The sequence below is a fragment of the Fictibacillus sp. NRS-1165 genome, assembly GCF_050468105.1.
Lineage (GTDB): Bacteria > Bacillota > Bacilli > Bacillales > Fictibacillaceae > Fictibacillus_C > Fictibacillus_C terrinigri.
This window is the reverse complement of record NZ_JBDPNU010000031.1, coordinates 108,957-122,923: the sequence shown is the minus strand read 5'-3', so window position 1 is coordinate 122,923 and position 13,967 is coordinate 108,957. Positions and strand designations below refer to the sequence as shown.

Sequence of the window (13,967 nt, the reverse complement as noted above, 5' to 3'; positions counted from 1 at the left end):
CCAGCTCTTAAAAAGTAAAAAAACCGTGCATCCATAGAGGCTGATGCTTAAATAGCATATCTGGATGGTGTATACATGAAGAGGACAAAAAAGGAACGACAGGCTTTGCTTAAAGCTACGATTGAAGAGACTCCTTTTATTACGGATGAAGAACTGGCAGATAAATTTTCAGTCAGTGTCCAGACGATTCGCCTGGACCGCCTGGAACTATCGATCCCAGAACTGCGAGAACGGATCAAATACGTGGCACAGCAGCAGCTGGATACCGTTAAAGCCCTTCCCCTGGAGGAAGTCATCGGCGAAATTATTGATCTCCAGCTGGATGAAGCCGCAATATCCATCTTGGACATAAAGAGTGAACATGTATTTTCCCGGACAAAAATAGCCAGAGGCCATCATCTTTTCGCGCAGGCGAACTCGCTTGCGGTGGCCATTATTAACGATGAGCTGGCTCTGACATCAAAGGCAAGGATCCGCTTCACCCGACAAGTAAAAGAGGGGGAGCGAGTCGTTGCGAAAGCACGGGTCAGCAGCATTGAGGGCTATCGGACAACAGTAGAAGTCACGAGCTACGTTGAAAAAGAGGTGGTGTTATCCGGGGAGTTCATCATGTTCCGTTCGACTGGAGAGGGAAGGGAAGGAACTACGACATGAGAATTGCCATCGATGCAATGGGTGGCGACAATGCACCTGAAGCTCAGGTAAAAGGAGCTTTAAAAGCACTCGCTGCTTTTGATGATCTTACCATCGTTTTAGTTGGAGATGAAAAGAAAATCTCCCCTTATTTGAACGGTGAGAATGATATTGAGGTCATTCATACAGAAGAAAAAATTGAAAGTGATGATGAACCGGTCCGTGCCGTGAGGAAGAAAAAGAATGCTTCTATGGTTCTGGCTGCGAAAGAGGTAAAAGAAGGACGCGCGGATGCCTGTATTTCGGCGGGAAACACCGGAGCTCTTATGGCTTCTGGTCTATTTAATGTCGGCAGGATCAGCGGAATCGACCGTCCGGCCCTTTCTCCAACGCTTCCAACCGTAGACGGCAAGGGTTTTCTGCTTCTGGACGTAGGCGCCAATATGGATGCAAAACCTGAGCATCTGCTGCAGTACGCCATCATGGGCAGTACATATGCTGAACAAGTAAGGGGTACGAGTTCTCCGAGAGTCGGCCTTTTAAATGTCGGTACAGAAGATGAAAAAGGGAACGCTTTAAGCAAGGCAGCCTTTCAGCTGCTGAAAGAAGCGCCAGTGAATTTTATTGGCAATGTGGAAGCGAGGGAACTACTGAACGGAGCAGCCGATGTGGTCGTCTGTGATGGTTTTTCCGGAAACGTCGTCTTAAAAACGATAGAAGGAACGGCTCTGACGATGTTTTCTTTGCTGAAGCAGGAGCTTACAGCAACGGCAATCAGCAAGCTTGCCGCAGGAATTTTAAAACCCCGCCTAAAAGGCTTGAAGAACAAGCTGGATTATTCGGAGTATGGCGGAGCAGGATTATTCGGCCTGGCTGCGCCGGTAGTAAAAGCCCATGGTTCATCCGATGAGAACGCGGTATTCAACGCGGTCAGACAGACGAAAACGATGGTAGAGAAAAATGTGGTTCAAATTATTGCTGAAAAGATGAAAGAATTTGAAAGAGAAGAACAGAAGGGGGAAGAATAATGGGTAAAATTGCGTTTCTTTTTCCGGGACAAGGCTCCCAAAGCGTAGGAATGGCTCAGGAACTGGCACAAAACTTTGAAGAAGCCCGAACTATCTTTGATACAGCAGATAAAAAACTCGGTGTCTCTTTATCTTCTATCATTTTTGAAGGGCCGGAAGACGACTTAAAGCGTACAGAAAATACACAGCCGGCATTGCTTACTGCAAGTACTGCTGTTCTGGAAGTTTTTAAAAAACACGGCATTAAACCGGATTATACAGCCGGCCATAGTCTTGGTGAATACTCAGCTCTCGTTGCAGCCGGCAGCCTTTCATTTGAGGATGCGGTATACGCGGTCAGACAGCGGGGACTATTTATGGAAGAAGCAGTGCCGACAGGTGTCGGTGCCATGTCCGCCATCCTTGGGATGAAACAGGAGGAGCTTGAAGCGATTACAGAAAAGGTGTCTGAGAACGGGGACGCTGTTCAGGTCGCTAATCTTAACTGCCCAGGGCAGATCGTTATTTCTGGCACAGCCCAGGGAGTAGCCGATGCTTCAAGCCTTGCTAAAGAAAACGGCGCAAAAGTGATCCCTCTTCAAGTGAGCGGTCCTTTCCATTCTTCTCTCATGGAACCGGCAGCTGAAAAGATGCAGGATGTACTTGATTCGATTACTATCCGTGATGCCGAAATTCCGGTGATCGCGAACGTCACTGCCAAACCGGTTACAAGCTCGGTGGAAATTAAGGAAAAGCTGGTTAAGCAGATCTACTCGCCTGTCAGATGGGAAGAAACGATTAATGAACTGATGGCTTTAGGCGTAGATACCTTTATTGAAATCGGACCCGGAAAAGTGCTTTCAGGGCTCGTGAAGAAGGTGAACCGCCGTGCAAATGTCATCGCCATCAGTGATGAAGCAACGATAAATGCGGCAGTTGTAAAACTGAAGGGAGAGTAAACCAATGTTAAATGGAAAAACAGCTCTTGTTACAGGTGCATCCAGAGGGATTGGCAGAGCGATCGCACTGGAACTTGCCAAGAATGGCGCTAAAGTGGCCGTAAACTATGCAGGCAGTGAAGCGAAGGCAAAGGAAGTCGTCGATGAGATCCGCTCAATGGGGCAGGATGCCATCGCGGTGCAGGCGAATGTCGCGGACAGTGAGTCAGTTGCCGGAATGGTCAAAGCAGTGATTGAGGAGTTTGGTTCTCTTGATATCCTAGTTAATAATGCCGGGATCACAAAAGACAATCTCATCATGAGAATGAAAGAGGACGAGTGGGATGCGGTCATTGATACAAACTTGAAAGGTGTATTCCTTTGTACAAAAGCTGTTACCCGCCAGATGATGAAACAAAGAAAGGGAAGAATCATTAATATTTCTTCCATTGTCGGTGTATCAGGAAACCCTGGACAAGCCAACTATGTTGCAGCAAAAGCAGGTGTCATCGGCCTCACAAAATCTACGGCTAAGGAATTAGCCAGCCGAAGCATTACCGTGAACGCAGTGGCTCCAGGATTCATTGATACTGATATGACGGACGTGCTTGAAGAGAATGTAAAAGGCGAGATGCTGAAGGCGATCCCGCTTGCCCGTTTCGGAAGCACAGACGACATCTCTTCACTCGTCACGTTCCTTGCCAGTGACAGCAGTTCCTATATTACTGGACAAACGATTCATGTTGACGGCGGAATGGTGATGTAAGAATAGGGAAAGCTGGGTAGAGAGAGTCTTTCAGCGTTTCTTGATCCGGCTACAACGATCAATCCGGTCGTTTCAGCTTTTCTCTGTTTTCTATCTTTTTTTTTCTTATGAAATGGTATATATTATTGAAAGGAGGTGAATACACATGGCAGACGTATTAGAAAGAGTTTCAAAGATTATCGTAGATCGTCTTGGTGTAGACGCTGCAGAAGTTAAACCAGAAGCTTCTTTTAAAGAAGATCTTGGTGCTGACTCCTTGGACGTTGTTGAACTAGTAATGGAACTTGAGGACGAATTTGATTTGGAAATTTCCGACGAAGATGCTGAGAAGATTACAACGGTTGGTGACGTTGTTAATTACATAAACAGCAACAACAACTAATTTTATGCTAAGCAAAGTCCCGTAACAGATGGTGCGGGACTTTAAACCTGTTGGCAGAAGAATAAAGCTGGTACCCTCTAAGTTTTTGCAGGAGGCAATGATGAAAGGTTCAAAGAAACAGACGTCAAATTTAAAGAAACATTCAAGGCAGAGGTTTAAGCATCAGGCAAGAAAACAAATGGATGAAAAGGTACGCAAACAAAAGGTAGCCCCCTTACAGGAACGAATTAATCTCTTCTTTGACAATGAAAAATTGCTGGTTCAGGCATTTACCCATTCATCATATGTGAATGAGCATCGGGGACGTCCTTACGAAGACAACGAGAGGCTTGAATTTTTAGGGGATGCAGTTCTTGAGTTAACCATTTCTCAATTTCTTTACTCAAAGTTTTCAACGATGAGCGAAGGAGAGTTAACGAAATTAAGAGCGGCCATTGTCTGTGAGCCATCCCTTGTCATATTGGCCAACGAGCTTCATTTTGGGGATTATGTATTGCTGGGCAAAGGCGAAGAAAATACTGGCGGACGAACGCGGCCCGCTTTGCTTGCAGATGTGTTTGAAGCCTTTATTGGTGCATTGTACCTTGATAAAGGGATCGAAGCGGTTAAAGAATTTTTGGAAATACATGTATTTCCCCGAATTAATGAAGGTGCTTTTTCTCATGTGATGGATTTTAAGAGCCAGCTTCAGGAATATGTTCAACGCGAAGGCCTTGGGACCATTGATTATAAAATCATTCAGGAAAAAGGTCCGGCGCATAACCGGGAATTCGTATCTGAGGTAAAATTGAATGAGGATACGTTTGGTGTCGGCTTTGGACGTTCTAAAAAAGAAGCAGAGCAGCATGCTGCACAGGAAGCGCTGGAGAAAATAATGAAACATTAAAAACACCCTGCGAACAGGGTGTTTTTCTTATGATTATGTACGAGCTTACTTCTTTTTTAAGGAACCGAGCTCGGAAACGATGCCTTCCATATCCCGGACACTGAATCCTGGCATTTTCATTACCATATCATAAAGTTCTTTGATGTCATCATACTGGTCAACGGTGTAGTCATCCCCTTGGATCAGACCGGAGTTTACAAGCTGAAGCTTTTTTTTCAAGCCTTCTATCATAAACTCTATATTCTCCTGGCTGGGAGTGGATAAGTTCATAGTAGCACCCTTTCTATCCTCTTTCTTTCGTAATTGTAGCACAAAAGAATCTATTTGTATGTTGATCTATGTTAAAATAAATTAGTTAAGAATACATAAGGGGGATTAAGATGTTCCTCAAACGATTAGATGTAGCAGGGTTTAAGTCTTTTGCGGACCGAATCAATATTGAATTTGTACCCGGTGTGACCGCGGTCGTTGGGCCCAACGGGAGCGGCAAAAGCAACATTTCGGATGCCGTCCGCTGGGTGCTTGGTGAACAATCCGCCAAATCCCTTCGCGGTTCCAAGATGGAAGATATCATCTTTGCGGGAAGCGATAACCGCAAGCCGCTCAACGTCGCTGAAGTAACGCTAACTCTTGATAACGAAGATCAGCATATACCGCTTGAATATAATGAGATCAGTGTCACGCGAAGGGTCTATCGTTCGGGTGACAGTGAATATTTGTTGAATAAACAGCAATGCCGCCTGAAGGACATCGTGGACCTGTTCATGGATTCGGGGCTTGGGCGTGAAGCGTATTCGATTATCGGTCAGGGAAAGATTGAAGAGATCTTGAGCAGCAAATCGGAGGATAGACGAAGAATCTTCGAAGAGGCGGCCGGGGTTCTGAAATACAAAACCCGAAAACAAAAAGCAGAGCAAAAATTGCAGGAAACCCAAGAGAATTTAAACCGTGTCGAAGATATTCTGCATGAATTGGAAGGCCAAGTTGAACCATTGAAAATACAGGCTTCCATCGCCAGAGATTTCCTTGAGAAAAAAGAAGAGCTGCAGCAGATCGAAGTGGCTTTGACTGTATATGAAATTGAGGAATTGCACGAAAAATGGGAAAAACAATCCAGGCTTGTAGATGAACTTAAGAACAAGGAGTTCGAACTGTCATCGAAAGTAAAACATGAGGAAGCTTCTCTTGAACGGGCCCGTGCGGATATACAGGCGCTGGACGAGTCCATTGATGAACTGCAGCAGTCGCTGCTCGTCGCCAGTGAAGAGCTGGAAAAACTTGAAGGAAAGCGCGAAGTTTTAAAAGAACGAAAGAAAAACTATCATCAGAATAAAGAGTCTCTGAAACAGCAGATTCAAACGCTGAAGAAAAAAAGCGAGGTACTGCAAACAAGTTCTCTTGAAGGTGCCAAGCATTTCGGAGAAAAGAAGAAGGAGCTGCGTTCACTAAGGAGCCAGCTGAAGGAAGAAGAAAACAGTCTTTCCATTATTGAACTTGATCTCGAGACGGAGCTTGAACGGCTGAAAAGCGATTACTTTGAGAACTTAAACAGCCAGGCATCGGTTAAAAATGAGATCAGGTATCTCACAGACCAGCAGAATCAGCAGCAGTTTAAATCAAGCAGACTGGATCAGGAACATGAGAAATATGTAGCAGAACGAGAGAAAGTGAGCTCAGATAAGAAGGCGCTGCTCATGAAAGTCAAGGAAGCCGAAGAGAAAATCCAGGCGCATTTAAAGCAGTATGCTTCGATAAAACAGAAGCTCGAACAAAAGGAACAAGAGAACGAGGAAAAGCAGAGCCAGTTGTATCAGGCTTATCAGTTCATTCAGCAGTTCAAATCGAAAAAGGAATGGCTCGAGTCGATGCAGGACGAATATCAGGGGTTCATACAGGGTGTAAAGGAAGTGCTGAAAGCAAAAGGGACCATTCTGCAGGGTATAGAAGGCGCAGTGGCAGAACTCATCAGTGTGCCTGCTGATATTGAAACAGCGATTGAAACAGCCCTTGGCGGATCCATGCAGCACGTGGTCACGCAAAGTGAGAAGGATGCTGTAGCGGCGATCGCATTTTTAAAGAAAAAAAGGTACGGCAGAGCTACCTTCCTGCCACTGTCTGTCATAAAGGGACGGTATATTCAGCCGTCCGATATCAGCTTGGTCGCCTCGCATCCCGCTTATGTCGGAGTGGCCTCAACTCTTGTAACAGGGGACAGTAAATACGAGAAGATCATCGCTAACCTGTTAGGGAATATCGTGATCGCTAAAACGATCGAGGGGGCAAACGAGATCGCCAAAGCCCTGCGTTACCGGTACCGGATTGTCACTCTCGAAGGGGACGTAGTCAGTGCGGGCGGTTCCATGACAGGCGGAAGCATCAAGCAGAAGAATTCATCGCTCCTTGGAAGACAGCGCGAGCTCGACGCCGTCACTGAAAAACTGGCTAGAATGGAACAGCAGACGGCGGCCGTTGAAGAGCAGGTAAAAGATTCAAAAGCATCGATTGCCAAGTTGAGGTCTGAGCTTGAAACCTTTCGAGAGGAAGGAGAAAACAGCAGGCTTGAGGAGCAATCGGTCAAAAGCAGGCTGAGGGAAATTGAAATCGAAGAGAAAAACCTGAATGACCGGCTCTCATTGTATGACCGGGAGAAGAACAGCTTCCAATCAGAACAAAGCACGATTACTGAAAGAGTTAAAGAACTCGAAAAATCGTTAGAGAAAAACGTAAAAGATGCAAAAGCATTGGAAACACAGATTGAACAGCTGGATGCCCGCAAGAAAGACCAGCAAACGTCAAAAGAAGAGATTCAGCAGTCAGTCACAGCGTTGAAAATCAAGATCGCAGAAAAAGAACAGCAAGCGGCCAACCAGGAAGAGAAGCTGGAAAGACTTCAAATGGAGCTCAGGGATGTCAATGAACAGCTAAAAGAGACCGAGCAGGATTTCTGGATGCTGGAAGAAGAGATGAACAGCAATTCCTCCGGTGAAGAAGTACTTGACGGACATATTTCCAAACAACGAGAGGATAAGAATGCTGTTCTTCACCTGATCTCGCAGCGCAGACAGGATCGTCTGGCGGATTACCAGCAAGTGGAAGACCGGGACAGGGAACTGAAAGAGTCAAAACGCATTCTTAAACAGCTGAACGATGCCCTCCGTACGGAAGAGGTCAGCATCAACAGGCTCGATGTGGAGCTCGACAACCGGCTCACCCATCTGCGGGAGGAATATGAGCTTTCCTTTGAAGGGGCGAAGGAACAGTTCCAGCTGACGATGGACGCTGCTGATGCGAGGAAAAAGGTCAAGCTGATCAAACTTGCGATCGAAGAACTCGGATTGGTGAACCTTGGTGCCATCGAGGAGTATGAACGTGTATCCCAGCGTTTTGACTTCCTGACCGAACAAAGAGGAGACCTTGTTGAAGCAAAACAGACCCTGCACGGTGTCATCGATGAGATGGACGAAGAGATGAAGAGGAGGTTCGATGAAACGTTCGCGAACATCCGCTCCCATTTCGGCCAGATTTTCAAGGAACTGTTTGGCGGAGGAAGGGCCGATCTATCCTTGACTAACCCGGACGATCTTCTAACGACCGGTGTGGATATCCTCGCTCAGCCACCGGGGAAAAAGCTGCAGCATCTTGCGCTTTTGTCCGGAGGAGAACGGGCTCTAACCGCGATCGCCTTGTTGTTTGCCATCTTAAAGGTCCGTCCAGTTCCGTTCTGTATCCTTGATGAAGTAGAGGCAGCACTCGATGATGCGAATGTGAGCCGCTACGCCAGCTATTTGCGGACGTTCAGCAAAGAGACCCAGTTTATTGTGGTTACCCACCGGAAAGGAACGATGGAGGAAGCGGACGTGCTGTATGGTGTGACGATGCAGGAATCCGGCGTCTCCAAGCTGGTTTCCGTAAAGCTGGAGGAATCAAAGGAACTCGTCGGGGCAAAGTAATATTTATTTATCGCACACGATTTGAAGGAGGAACCTATGAGCTTCTTAAAACGATTAAAAGACAAATTTACTTCACAAACCGATTCTGTATCTGAAAAATTCAAGAGCGGCTTGGAAAAAACGAGATCCTCCTTTTCCACAAAGGTAAATGATCTCGTCAAACGCTACAGAAAAGTGGATGAAGAATTCTTTGAGGAACTTGAAGAAATCTTAATCAGTGCTGATGTCGGCGTGCATACCGTCATGGATCTGATCGACACGTTGAAGGATGTTGCGCGAACAAGGAATATCCAGGAGACAGAAGAATTAAAATCAGCGATCTCTGAAACTCTGGCTGGAATGCTCCATAAAGGAGAACAGGATGGAAGCCTCAACCTTCAATCAGAAGGGATGACCGTGATATTGTTCGTAGGGGTAAACGGAGTAGGGAAGACGACGACGATCGGAAAGCTCGCCCACCAGCTCAAACGGGAAGGGAAGTCGGTCATGCTCGCGGCAGGGGATACGTTTCGTGCAGGAGCGATCGAGCAGCTCGAAGTCTGGGGGCAGCGTGCAGGTGTGGATGTGATAAAACATCAGGAAGGCTCAGATCCAGCGGCTGTTATTTTTGACAGTGTAAAAGCAGCAAAGTCCAGAAACGTGGATGTCCTGATGTGTGATACAGCTGGAAGGCTGCAGAACAAAGTTAACTTAATGAATGAGCTGGAAAAAGTGAAGCGTGTCATCGAACGTGAAATACCCGGAGCACCTCATGAGGTATTGCTTGTAGTAGATGCAACAACTGGACAGAACGCGATGAGCCAGGCGAAGATCTTCAGCCAGTCCACGAACGTTACAGGTCTTGTCCTTACTAAACTGGATGGGACAGCAAAGGGGGGGATCGTTCTCGGTATTCGAAACGAGCTAGATATCCCAGTAAAATATGTCGGCCTTGGCGAAAAGATCGACGACTTGCAGGCATTTGATCCAGATCAGTTTGTCTACGGACTGTTTTCTGGATTAGAGGAAGAAAAAGCGGAGTAAATTCCGCTTTTTCTTTTTTATGATGCCGGATGGATGAAGAACGTTTTGATGCCGCCGATGGTTTGACAAGAAAAAATCTTGACATTGTTTTCAGGACAGTGTACTATAATTTAACGTAAAGGCTTTTCACTTAACAAGGGGTGTTGGGATGCTGGATAAAACGACGAGAATCAATTATCTGTTTGACTTTTATCAATCATTGCTGACACCGAAGCAAAAGAATTACATGGCTTTTTATTATCTGGATGACTTTTCCCTTGGAGAAATCGCTGAACAATATAATGTGAGCCGCCAGGCCGTTTATGATAACATTAAGCGGACAGAGGCGATGCTAGAAGAGTATGAGGAAAAGCTCGGTTTATTTGCGAAATTTCAAGAACGCGATCAGTTACTTTCCAGATTAAAAGAACTGCTCGGAAATTCGTCTGATAAAGTTCTTGAGATCATTGATCGCCTTGAAAACATGGAATAGGAGGCGACAATACAATGGCATTTGAAGGATTAGCCGACCGGCTTCAGAATACCCTGCAGAAAATAAGGGGGAAGGGCAAGGTTACGGAAACAGACGTTAAAGAAATGATGCGTGAAGTCCGTCTTGCACTTTTGGAAGCCGACGTTAACTTCCGGGTAGTAAAAGATTTTATCAAACGAGTGACAGAACGTGCTGTAGGCCAGGAAGTGCTGAAGAGCCTGACCCCGGGCCAGCAGGTGGTAAAAGTTGTCCACGAAGAACTTACTTCCTTATTGGGCGGGGAGCAGAGCAAAATCGCTGTCAACAACCGTCCGCCAACCGTCATCATGATGGTCGGTCTTCAGGGAGCGGGTAAAACAACGACGACCGGGAAGCTTGCGAATCATCTTCGCAAAAAGCATAACCGCAAACCTCTTTTAGTCGCTGCCGATATTTATCGTCCTGCAGCGATTCAGCAGATTGAAACTTTGGGAAAACAGCTCAGTCTGCCTGTTTTTTCAATGGGTGACAAAGTAAGCCCGGTTGAGATCACGAAACAAGCGCTGGCTAAGGCAAAAGAGGAGCATCATGATTATGTCCTCATCGATACGGCTGGACGTCTTCATATCGATGAAGAACTTATGGATGAGCTCCAGAAGGTCAAGGAGCTGGCCAATCCAAATGAGATTTTCCTTGTGGTTGACGCCATGACCGGGCAGGACGCCGTGAACGTCGCCGAGAGTTTTAACGAACAGCTCGGATTAACGGGTGTCGTGCTGACCAAGCTTGACGGAGACACACGAGGCGGTGCCGCACTATCGATTAAAGCGGTGACCGATCTGCCGATAAAATTTGTCGGTATGGGAGAAAAGATGGATGCGCTCGAGCCGTTCCATCCTGACAGGATGTCCTCCAGAATTCTTGGAATGGGAGATGTGCTTACTCTAATCGAGAAAGCGCAGACGACCGTTGATGAAGAAAAGGCCAAAGAGCTGCAGAAGAAAATGCGGGATATGTCCTTTACCTTCGACGACTTCCTTGAACAGATGGGGCAGGTCAGAAACCTGGGCCCTCTTGATGAACTGCTCAGCATGATGCCGGGCGCGAACAAGATGAAGGGCTTGAAGAATGTTTCCATTGATGAGAAACAGATCGGCCATGTCGAGGCCATTATAAAGTCGATGACCAAACTCGAAAGAGAACAGCCGGAGATCATTAACGCTTCAAGAAGAAAAAGGATTGCCAAGGGCAGCGGTCGCACCGTACAGGAGGTCAACCGTCTGATCAAGCAGTTCGATGAAATGAAAAAGATGATGAAGCAGATGTCCGGCATGATGAAAGGCAAGAAGAAAGGCGGAATGAAATTTCCGTTTATGTAAGATTGGATGAATTTTCTGGTTTACAAAGCTGGAAGTTTATTATATTATATTGATTTGTGTGAACAATTTTCGGAGGTGTATTTTTACAATGGCAGTAAAAATTCGTTTAAAACGCATGGGGCAAAAGAAAGCTCCATTTTATCGTGTAGTAGTAGCAGATTCCCGCGCACCGCGTGATGGCCGCTTTATTGAAGAGATTGGTACTTACAATCCAGTCGCAAACCCTGCAGAAGTTAAAATCAACGAAGAGCAGGCACTTAAATGGATGCTTGATGGCGCGAAGCCTTCAGACACTGTACGCAACCTTTTCTCTAACGCTGGACTAATGGAAAAGTATCACAACGCTAAACTACAAAAATAATGGGTGATGATATGATGACAGAGTTAATCGAGACGATTGTTAAGGCTCTTGTTGATCATCCAGAAGAAGTCAGCGTGAAAGAAATAGCTGACGGCGAAAAGCTTGTTTATCAATTGACCGTCCACAGCTCAGATATGGGCAAGGTGATCGGCAAACAAGGACGGGTGGCAAAAGCCATTCGTACCGTTGTCAATGCTGCGGGAACAAGCCAGAATAGACGCATTTCACTTGAGATCGTATAGGACGGGTTGGAAATGCGGCGCAAAGTTATTTCTGTAAGCTTGAAAAAGGGATGGGGGCAGCCTCAGCCCTTTTTTGTACTTTCAACTTTTTTATTTTATTATAGAATTTGATCATTCAGCCCACACTGTAATATAAGAATCGGGCAGCAAGGGTGGATACATATGTCGAAATGGTTAAATGTAGGGAAGATCGTGAATACGCACGGTATACGGGGAGAAGTCCGGGTGATCTCGCGGACTGACTTTCCTGAAGAACGCTACAAAAAAGGAAACACGCTTTATGTGGATTTCGGTGACGGAAGCAGCCTAGTGCCCGTTGTCATAGCTGCACACCGGGTCCATAAACAATTTGACCTTTTGCAGTTTGAAGAACATCCTAACATTAACGATGTTGAAAAGTATAAAGGTCATCTGCTCAAAACACCTGCTAATGCAGCGGTCGATCTTGATGAAGGCGAATTCTTTTATCATGATATTATTGGCTGTACGGTGATGACTGAGGAAGGAGAAGAGCTCGGGAAGATAAAAGAGATTCTTTCTCCGGGAGCGAATGATGTTTGGGTTGTGAAACGAAAGAATTTCGGTCCGGATATTTTAATTCCTTACATTCCTCCAGTTGTGAAAAAGGTGGATATCGAAAACAAGCAGGTCACGATTCATCTTATGGATGGCTTGATCTAAAATGATAATCGATGTCTTATCTCTGTTTCCTGAAATGTTTACCGGTGTATTTGGATCATCTATCCTTAAAAAGTCACAGGAGAAGGGTCTTGTGCAGTTTCATGTTACCGATTTTAGAGAGTATACAGAAAACAAGCATCGGCGTGTTGATGATTATCCCTACGGCGGGGGAGCAGGAATGGTGCTGACACCCCAGCCCCTGTTTGACGCTGTAGAAGCCCTGACACCGAGGAGCGGAACACCGCCGAGGGTGATCCTGCTCTGCCCGCAGGGAGAGCGCTACAGCCAGCAGAAGGCTGAGGAGCTTTCAAAAGAATCGCACCTGATTTTTCTCTGTGGGCATTATGAAGGTTATGACGAAAGAATCCGGGAAAGTCTTGTGACCGATGAGATCTCCATCGGTGATTTTGTGCTCACTGGCGGAGAACTCGGTGCGATGGTTATCATCGACAGTGTAACGAGGCTTTTACCTGGTGCTCTGGGCAACGAAGAGTCCCCCGTTAAGGACTCTTTCAGCAGCGGGCTGCTTGAACATCCTCAGTATACGAGGCCTGCGGATTTCAGGGGCATGAAGGTGCCAGAGGTCCTACTGTCTGGAAATCACAAATACATTGAGGAATGGCGCACCAAAGAGTCGCTGAAGCGCACATGGAAAAGAAGGCCGGATCTGTTGGAAAGAGTAGACCTGACCGCTCAAGAGAAAAAGTGGCTGGAAGAGGTTAAAAAAGAGGACTAATTTTGTTGGAACTACTTGCCTCGGTCCATTACCTATGGTAAGATATTACTCGTGGCTTAGGCCAGTATTAAGGTGTTCCGCTGCTGATAAACGCGAGCAAGAACATCTGTCGGAAGGAGGCAATAACTATGCAACAGATTATTGCAGAGCTTACTAAAGAGCAATTAAAATCGGATCTTCCTAAGTTCCGTTCTGGTGATACTGTTCGTGTACACGTAAAGGTTGTCGAGGGAACTCGTGAACGTATCCAGCTTTTCGAAGGCGTTGTAATCAAAAAGCGCGGAACTGGAATCAGCGAAACATTTACTGTTCGTAAGATTTCTTACGGTGTTGGTGTAGAGCGTGTATTCCCTTTACATTCACCTAAAATCGCGAACCTTGAAGTCGTTCGACGCGGTAAAGTTCGTCGTGCTAAGCTTTACTACTTGCGTGCACTTCGCGGTAAAGCAGCTCGTATTAAAGAGATTCGCTAATTACACACAAAAGGAGCTTGACTCATCTCAAGCTCCTTTTTACATATTTAAAAAATGTT

At 46.0% G+C, this 13,967-nt stretch carries 16 protein-coding genes; 15 read left to right on the top strand and 1 reads right to left on the bottom strand.

From position 1 onward, the window contains the following. Nucleotides 1-75: 75 nt before the first annotated feature. The 6 genes from fapR (at nt 76) to rnc (ending at nt 4,612) form a co-directional block, all read left to right on the top strand. Nucleotides 76-654, top strand: a complete 579-nt coding sequence (gene fapR / locus ABHN01_RS15690) for a transcription factor FapR (protein WP_429876304.1) — start codon at nt 76-78, stop codon at nt 652-654. Continuing rightward, nucleotides 651-1,661, top strand: a complete 1,011-nt coding sequence (gene plsX, locus ABHN01_RS15685) for a phosphate acyltransferase PlsX (RefSeq protein ID WP_429876303.1) — start codon at nt 651-653, stop codon at nt 1,659-1,661. Before fapR ends, plsX begins: the two co-directional genes overlap by 4 nt. Next, nucleotides 1,661-2,599: an ACP S-malonyltransferase gene (gene fabD, locus ABHN01_RS15680; protein ID WP_429876302.1), complete on the top strand. Its 939-nt coding sequence runs from the start codon at nt 1,661-1,663 to the stop codon at nt 2,597-2,599. The genes plsX and fabD overlap by 1 nt, the downstream gene beginning before the upstream one ends. Before the next feature lie 4 nt (nt 2,600-2,603). Then, on the top strand, nt 2,604-3,344 hold the full coding sequence (fabG, locus tag ABHN01_RS15675; RefSeq protein ID WP_429876301.1) for a 3-oxoacyl-[acyl-carrier-protein] reductase: 741 nt from the start codon (nt 2,604-2,606) through the stop codon (nt 3,342-3,344). 145 nt (nt 3,345-3,489) lie between these two features. Then, nucleotides 3,490-3,726: an acyl carrier protein gene (gene acpP, locus ABHN01_RS15670; protein ID WP_290399593.1), complete on the top strand. Its 237-nt coding sequence runs from the start codon at nt 3,490-3,492 to the stop codon at nt 3,724-3,726. Between the two features lie 100 nt (nt 3,727-3,826). Beyond that, a complete protein-coding gene (gene rnc, locus ABHN01_RS15665) occupies nt 3,827-4,612 on the top strand; it encodes a ribonuclease III (RefSeq protein WP_429876300.1) in 786 nt (261 codons plus the stop codon). 45 nt (nt 4,613-4,657) lie between these two features. On the opposite strand, the gene ABHN01_RS15660 is transcribed toward rnc, so the two are convergent. Then, nucleotides 4,658-4,882, bottom strand: coding sequence for a DUF1128 domain-containing protein (locus ABHN01_RS15660; RefSeq protein WP_053354522.1), 225 nt, complete (start codon nt 4,880-4,882; stop codon nt 4,658-4,660). Nucleotides 4,883-4,992: 110 nt separating this feature from the next. Here ABHN01_RS15660 and smc point away from each other — a divergent pair, with 110 nt between their 5' ends. From smc to rplS, 9 genes are all read left to right on the top strand, one after another. After that, complete coding sequence (gene smc / locus ABHN01_RS15655) at nt 4,993-8,562, top strand: chromosome segregation protein SMC (protein WP_429876299.1); 3,570 nt, start codon at nt 4,993-4,995, stop codon at nt 8,560-8,562. A gap of 36 nt (nt 8,563-8,598) precedes the next feature. Continuing rightward, entirely contained in the window at nt 8,599-9,585 is a 987-nt protein-coding gene (gene ftsY / locus ABHN01_RS15650) for a signal recognition particle-docking protein FtsY (protein WP_429876298.1), read from the top strand. Nucleotides 9,586-9,733: 148 nt separating this feature from the next. After that, the gene (locus ABHN01_RS15645) at nt 9,734-10,057 is read left to right on the top strand and encodes a putative DNA-binding protein (protein WP_290399589.1); all 324 of its coding nucleotides are present in this window, start codon (nt 9,734-9,736) and stop codon (nt 10,055-10,057) included. Nucleotides 10,058-10,071: 14 nt separating this feature from the next. After that, the gene (ffh, locus tag ABHN01_RS15640) at nt 10,072-11,415 is read left to right on the top strand and encodes a signal recognition particle protein (RefSeq protein WP_429876297.1); all 1,344 of its coding nucleotides are present in this window, start codon (nt 10,072-10,074) and stop codon (nt 11,413-11,415) included. An 88-nt stretch (nt 11,416-11,503) separates the two neighbouring features. Next, on the top strand, nt 11,504-11,776 hold the full coding sequence (gene rpsP / locus ABHN01_RS15635) for a 30S ribosomal protein S16 (protein WP_061969385.1): 273 nt from the start codon (nt 11,504-11,506) through the stop codon (nt 11,774-11,776). A gap of 14 nt (nt 11,777-11,790) precedes the next feature. After that, the gene (locus ABHN01_RS15630) at nt 11,791-12,018 is read left to right on the top strand and encodes a KH domain-containing protein (RefSeq protein WP_290400419.1); all 228 of its coding nucleotides are present in this window, start codon (nt 11,791-11,793) and stop codon (nt 12,016-12,018) included. A 162-nt stretch (nt 12,019-12,180) separates the two neighbouring features. After that, a complete protein-coding gene (rimM, locus tag ABHN01_RS15625) occupies nt 12,181-12,699 on the top strand; it encodes a ribosome maturation factor RimM (protein ID WP_429876296.1) in 519 nt (172 codons plus the stop codon). A gap of 1 nt (nt 12,700) precedes the next feature. After that, nucleotides 12,701-13,435, top strand: a complete 735-nt coding sequence (trmD, locus tag ABHN01_RS15620) for a tRNA (guanosine(37)-N1)-methyltransferase TrmD (protein WP_429876295.1) — start codon at nt 12,701-12,703, stop codon at nt 13,433-13,435. A gap of 128 nt (nt 13,436-13,563) precedes the next feature. Further along, nucleotides 13,564-13,908, top strand: coding sequence for a 50S ribosomal protein L19 (rplS, locus tag ABHN01_RS15615; protein ID WP_290399584.1), 345 nt, complete (start codon nt 13,564-13,566; stop codon nt 13,906-13,908). Nucleotides 13,909-13,967 lie beyond the last annotated feature (59 nt).

Excerpts from the sequence above, each read along its gene's own strand:
- ffh (WP_429876297.1), top strand. The coding sequence starts at position 10,072 with ATGGCATTTGAAGGATTAGCCGACCGGCTTCAGAATACCCTGCAGAAA.
- ABHN01_RS15660 (WP_053354522.1), bottom strand. The coding sequence starts at position 4,882 with ATGAACTTATCCACTCCCAGCCAGGAGAATATAGAGTTTATGATAGAA.
- fabD (WP_429876302.1), top strand. The coding sequence starts at position 1,661 with ATGGGTAAAATTGCGTTTCTTTTTCCGGGACAAGGCTCCCAAAGCGTA.
- rimM (WP_429876296.1), top strand. The coding sequence starts at position 12,181 with ATGTCGAAATGGTTAAATGTAGGGAAGATCGTGAATACGCACGGTATA.
- rnc (WP_429876300.1), top strand. The coding sequence starts at position 3,827 with ATGAAAGGTTCAAAGAAACAGACGTCAAATTTAAAGAAACATTCAAGG.
- plsX (WP_429876303.1), top strand. The coding sequence starts at position 651 with ATGAGAATTGCCATCGATGCAATGGGTGGCGACAATGCACCTGAAGCT.
- ABHN01_RS15645 (WP_290399589.1), top strand. The coding sequence starts at position 9,734 with ATGCTGGATAAAACGACGAGAATCAATTATCTGTTTGACTTTTATCAA.
- trmD (WP_429876295.1), top strand. The coding sequence starts at position 12,701 with ATGATAATCGATGTCTTATCTCTGTTTCCTGAAATGTTTACCGGTGTA.
- rplS (WP_290399584.1), top strand. The coding sequence starts at position 13,564 with ATGCAACAGATTATTGCAGAGCTTACTAAAGAGCAATTAAAATCGGAT.
- smc (WP_429876299.1), top strand. The coding sequence starts at position 4,993 with ATGTTCCTCAAACGATTAGATGTAGCAGGGTTTAAGTCTTTTGCGGAC.
- ABHN01_RS15630 (WP_290400419.1), top strand. The coding sequence starts at position 11,791 with ATGACAGAGTTAATCGAGACGATTGTTAAGGCTCTTGTTGATCATCCA.
- fapR (WP_429876304.1), top strand. The coding sequence starts at position 76 with ATGAAGAGGACAAAAAAGGAACGACAGGCTTTGCTTAAAGCTACGATT.
- rpsP (WP_061969385.1), top strand. The coding sequence starts at position 11,504 with ATGGCAGTAAAAATTCGTTTAAAACGCATGGGGCAAAAGAAAGCTCCA.
- ftsY (WP_429876298.1), top strand. The coding sequence starts at position 8,599 with ATGAGCTTCTTAAAACGATTAAAAGACAAATTTACTTCACAAACCGAT.
- acpP (WP_290399593.1), top strand. The coding sequence starts at position 3,490 with ATGGCAGACGTATTAGAAAGAGTTTCAAAGATTATCGTAGATCGTCTT.
- fabG (WP_429876301.1), top strand. The coding sequence starts at position 2,604 with ATGTTAAATGGAAAAACAGCTCTTGTTACAGGTGCATCCAGAGGGATT.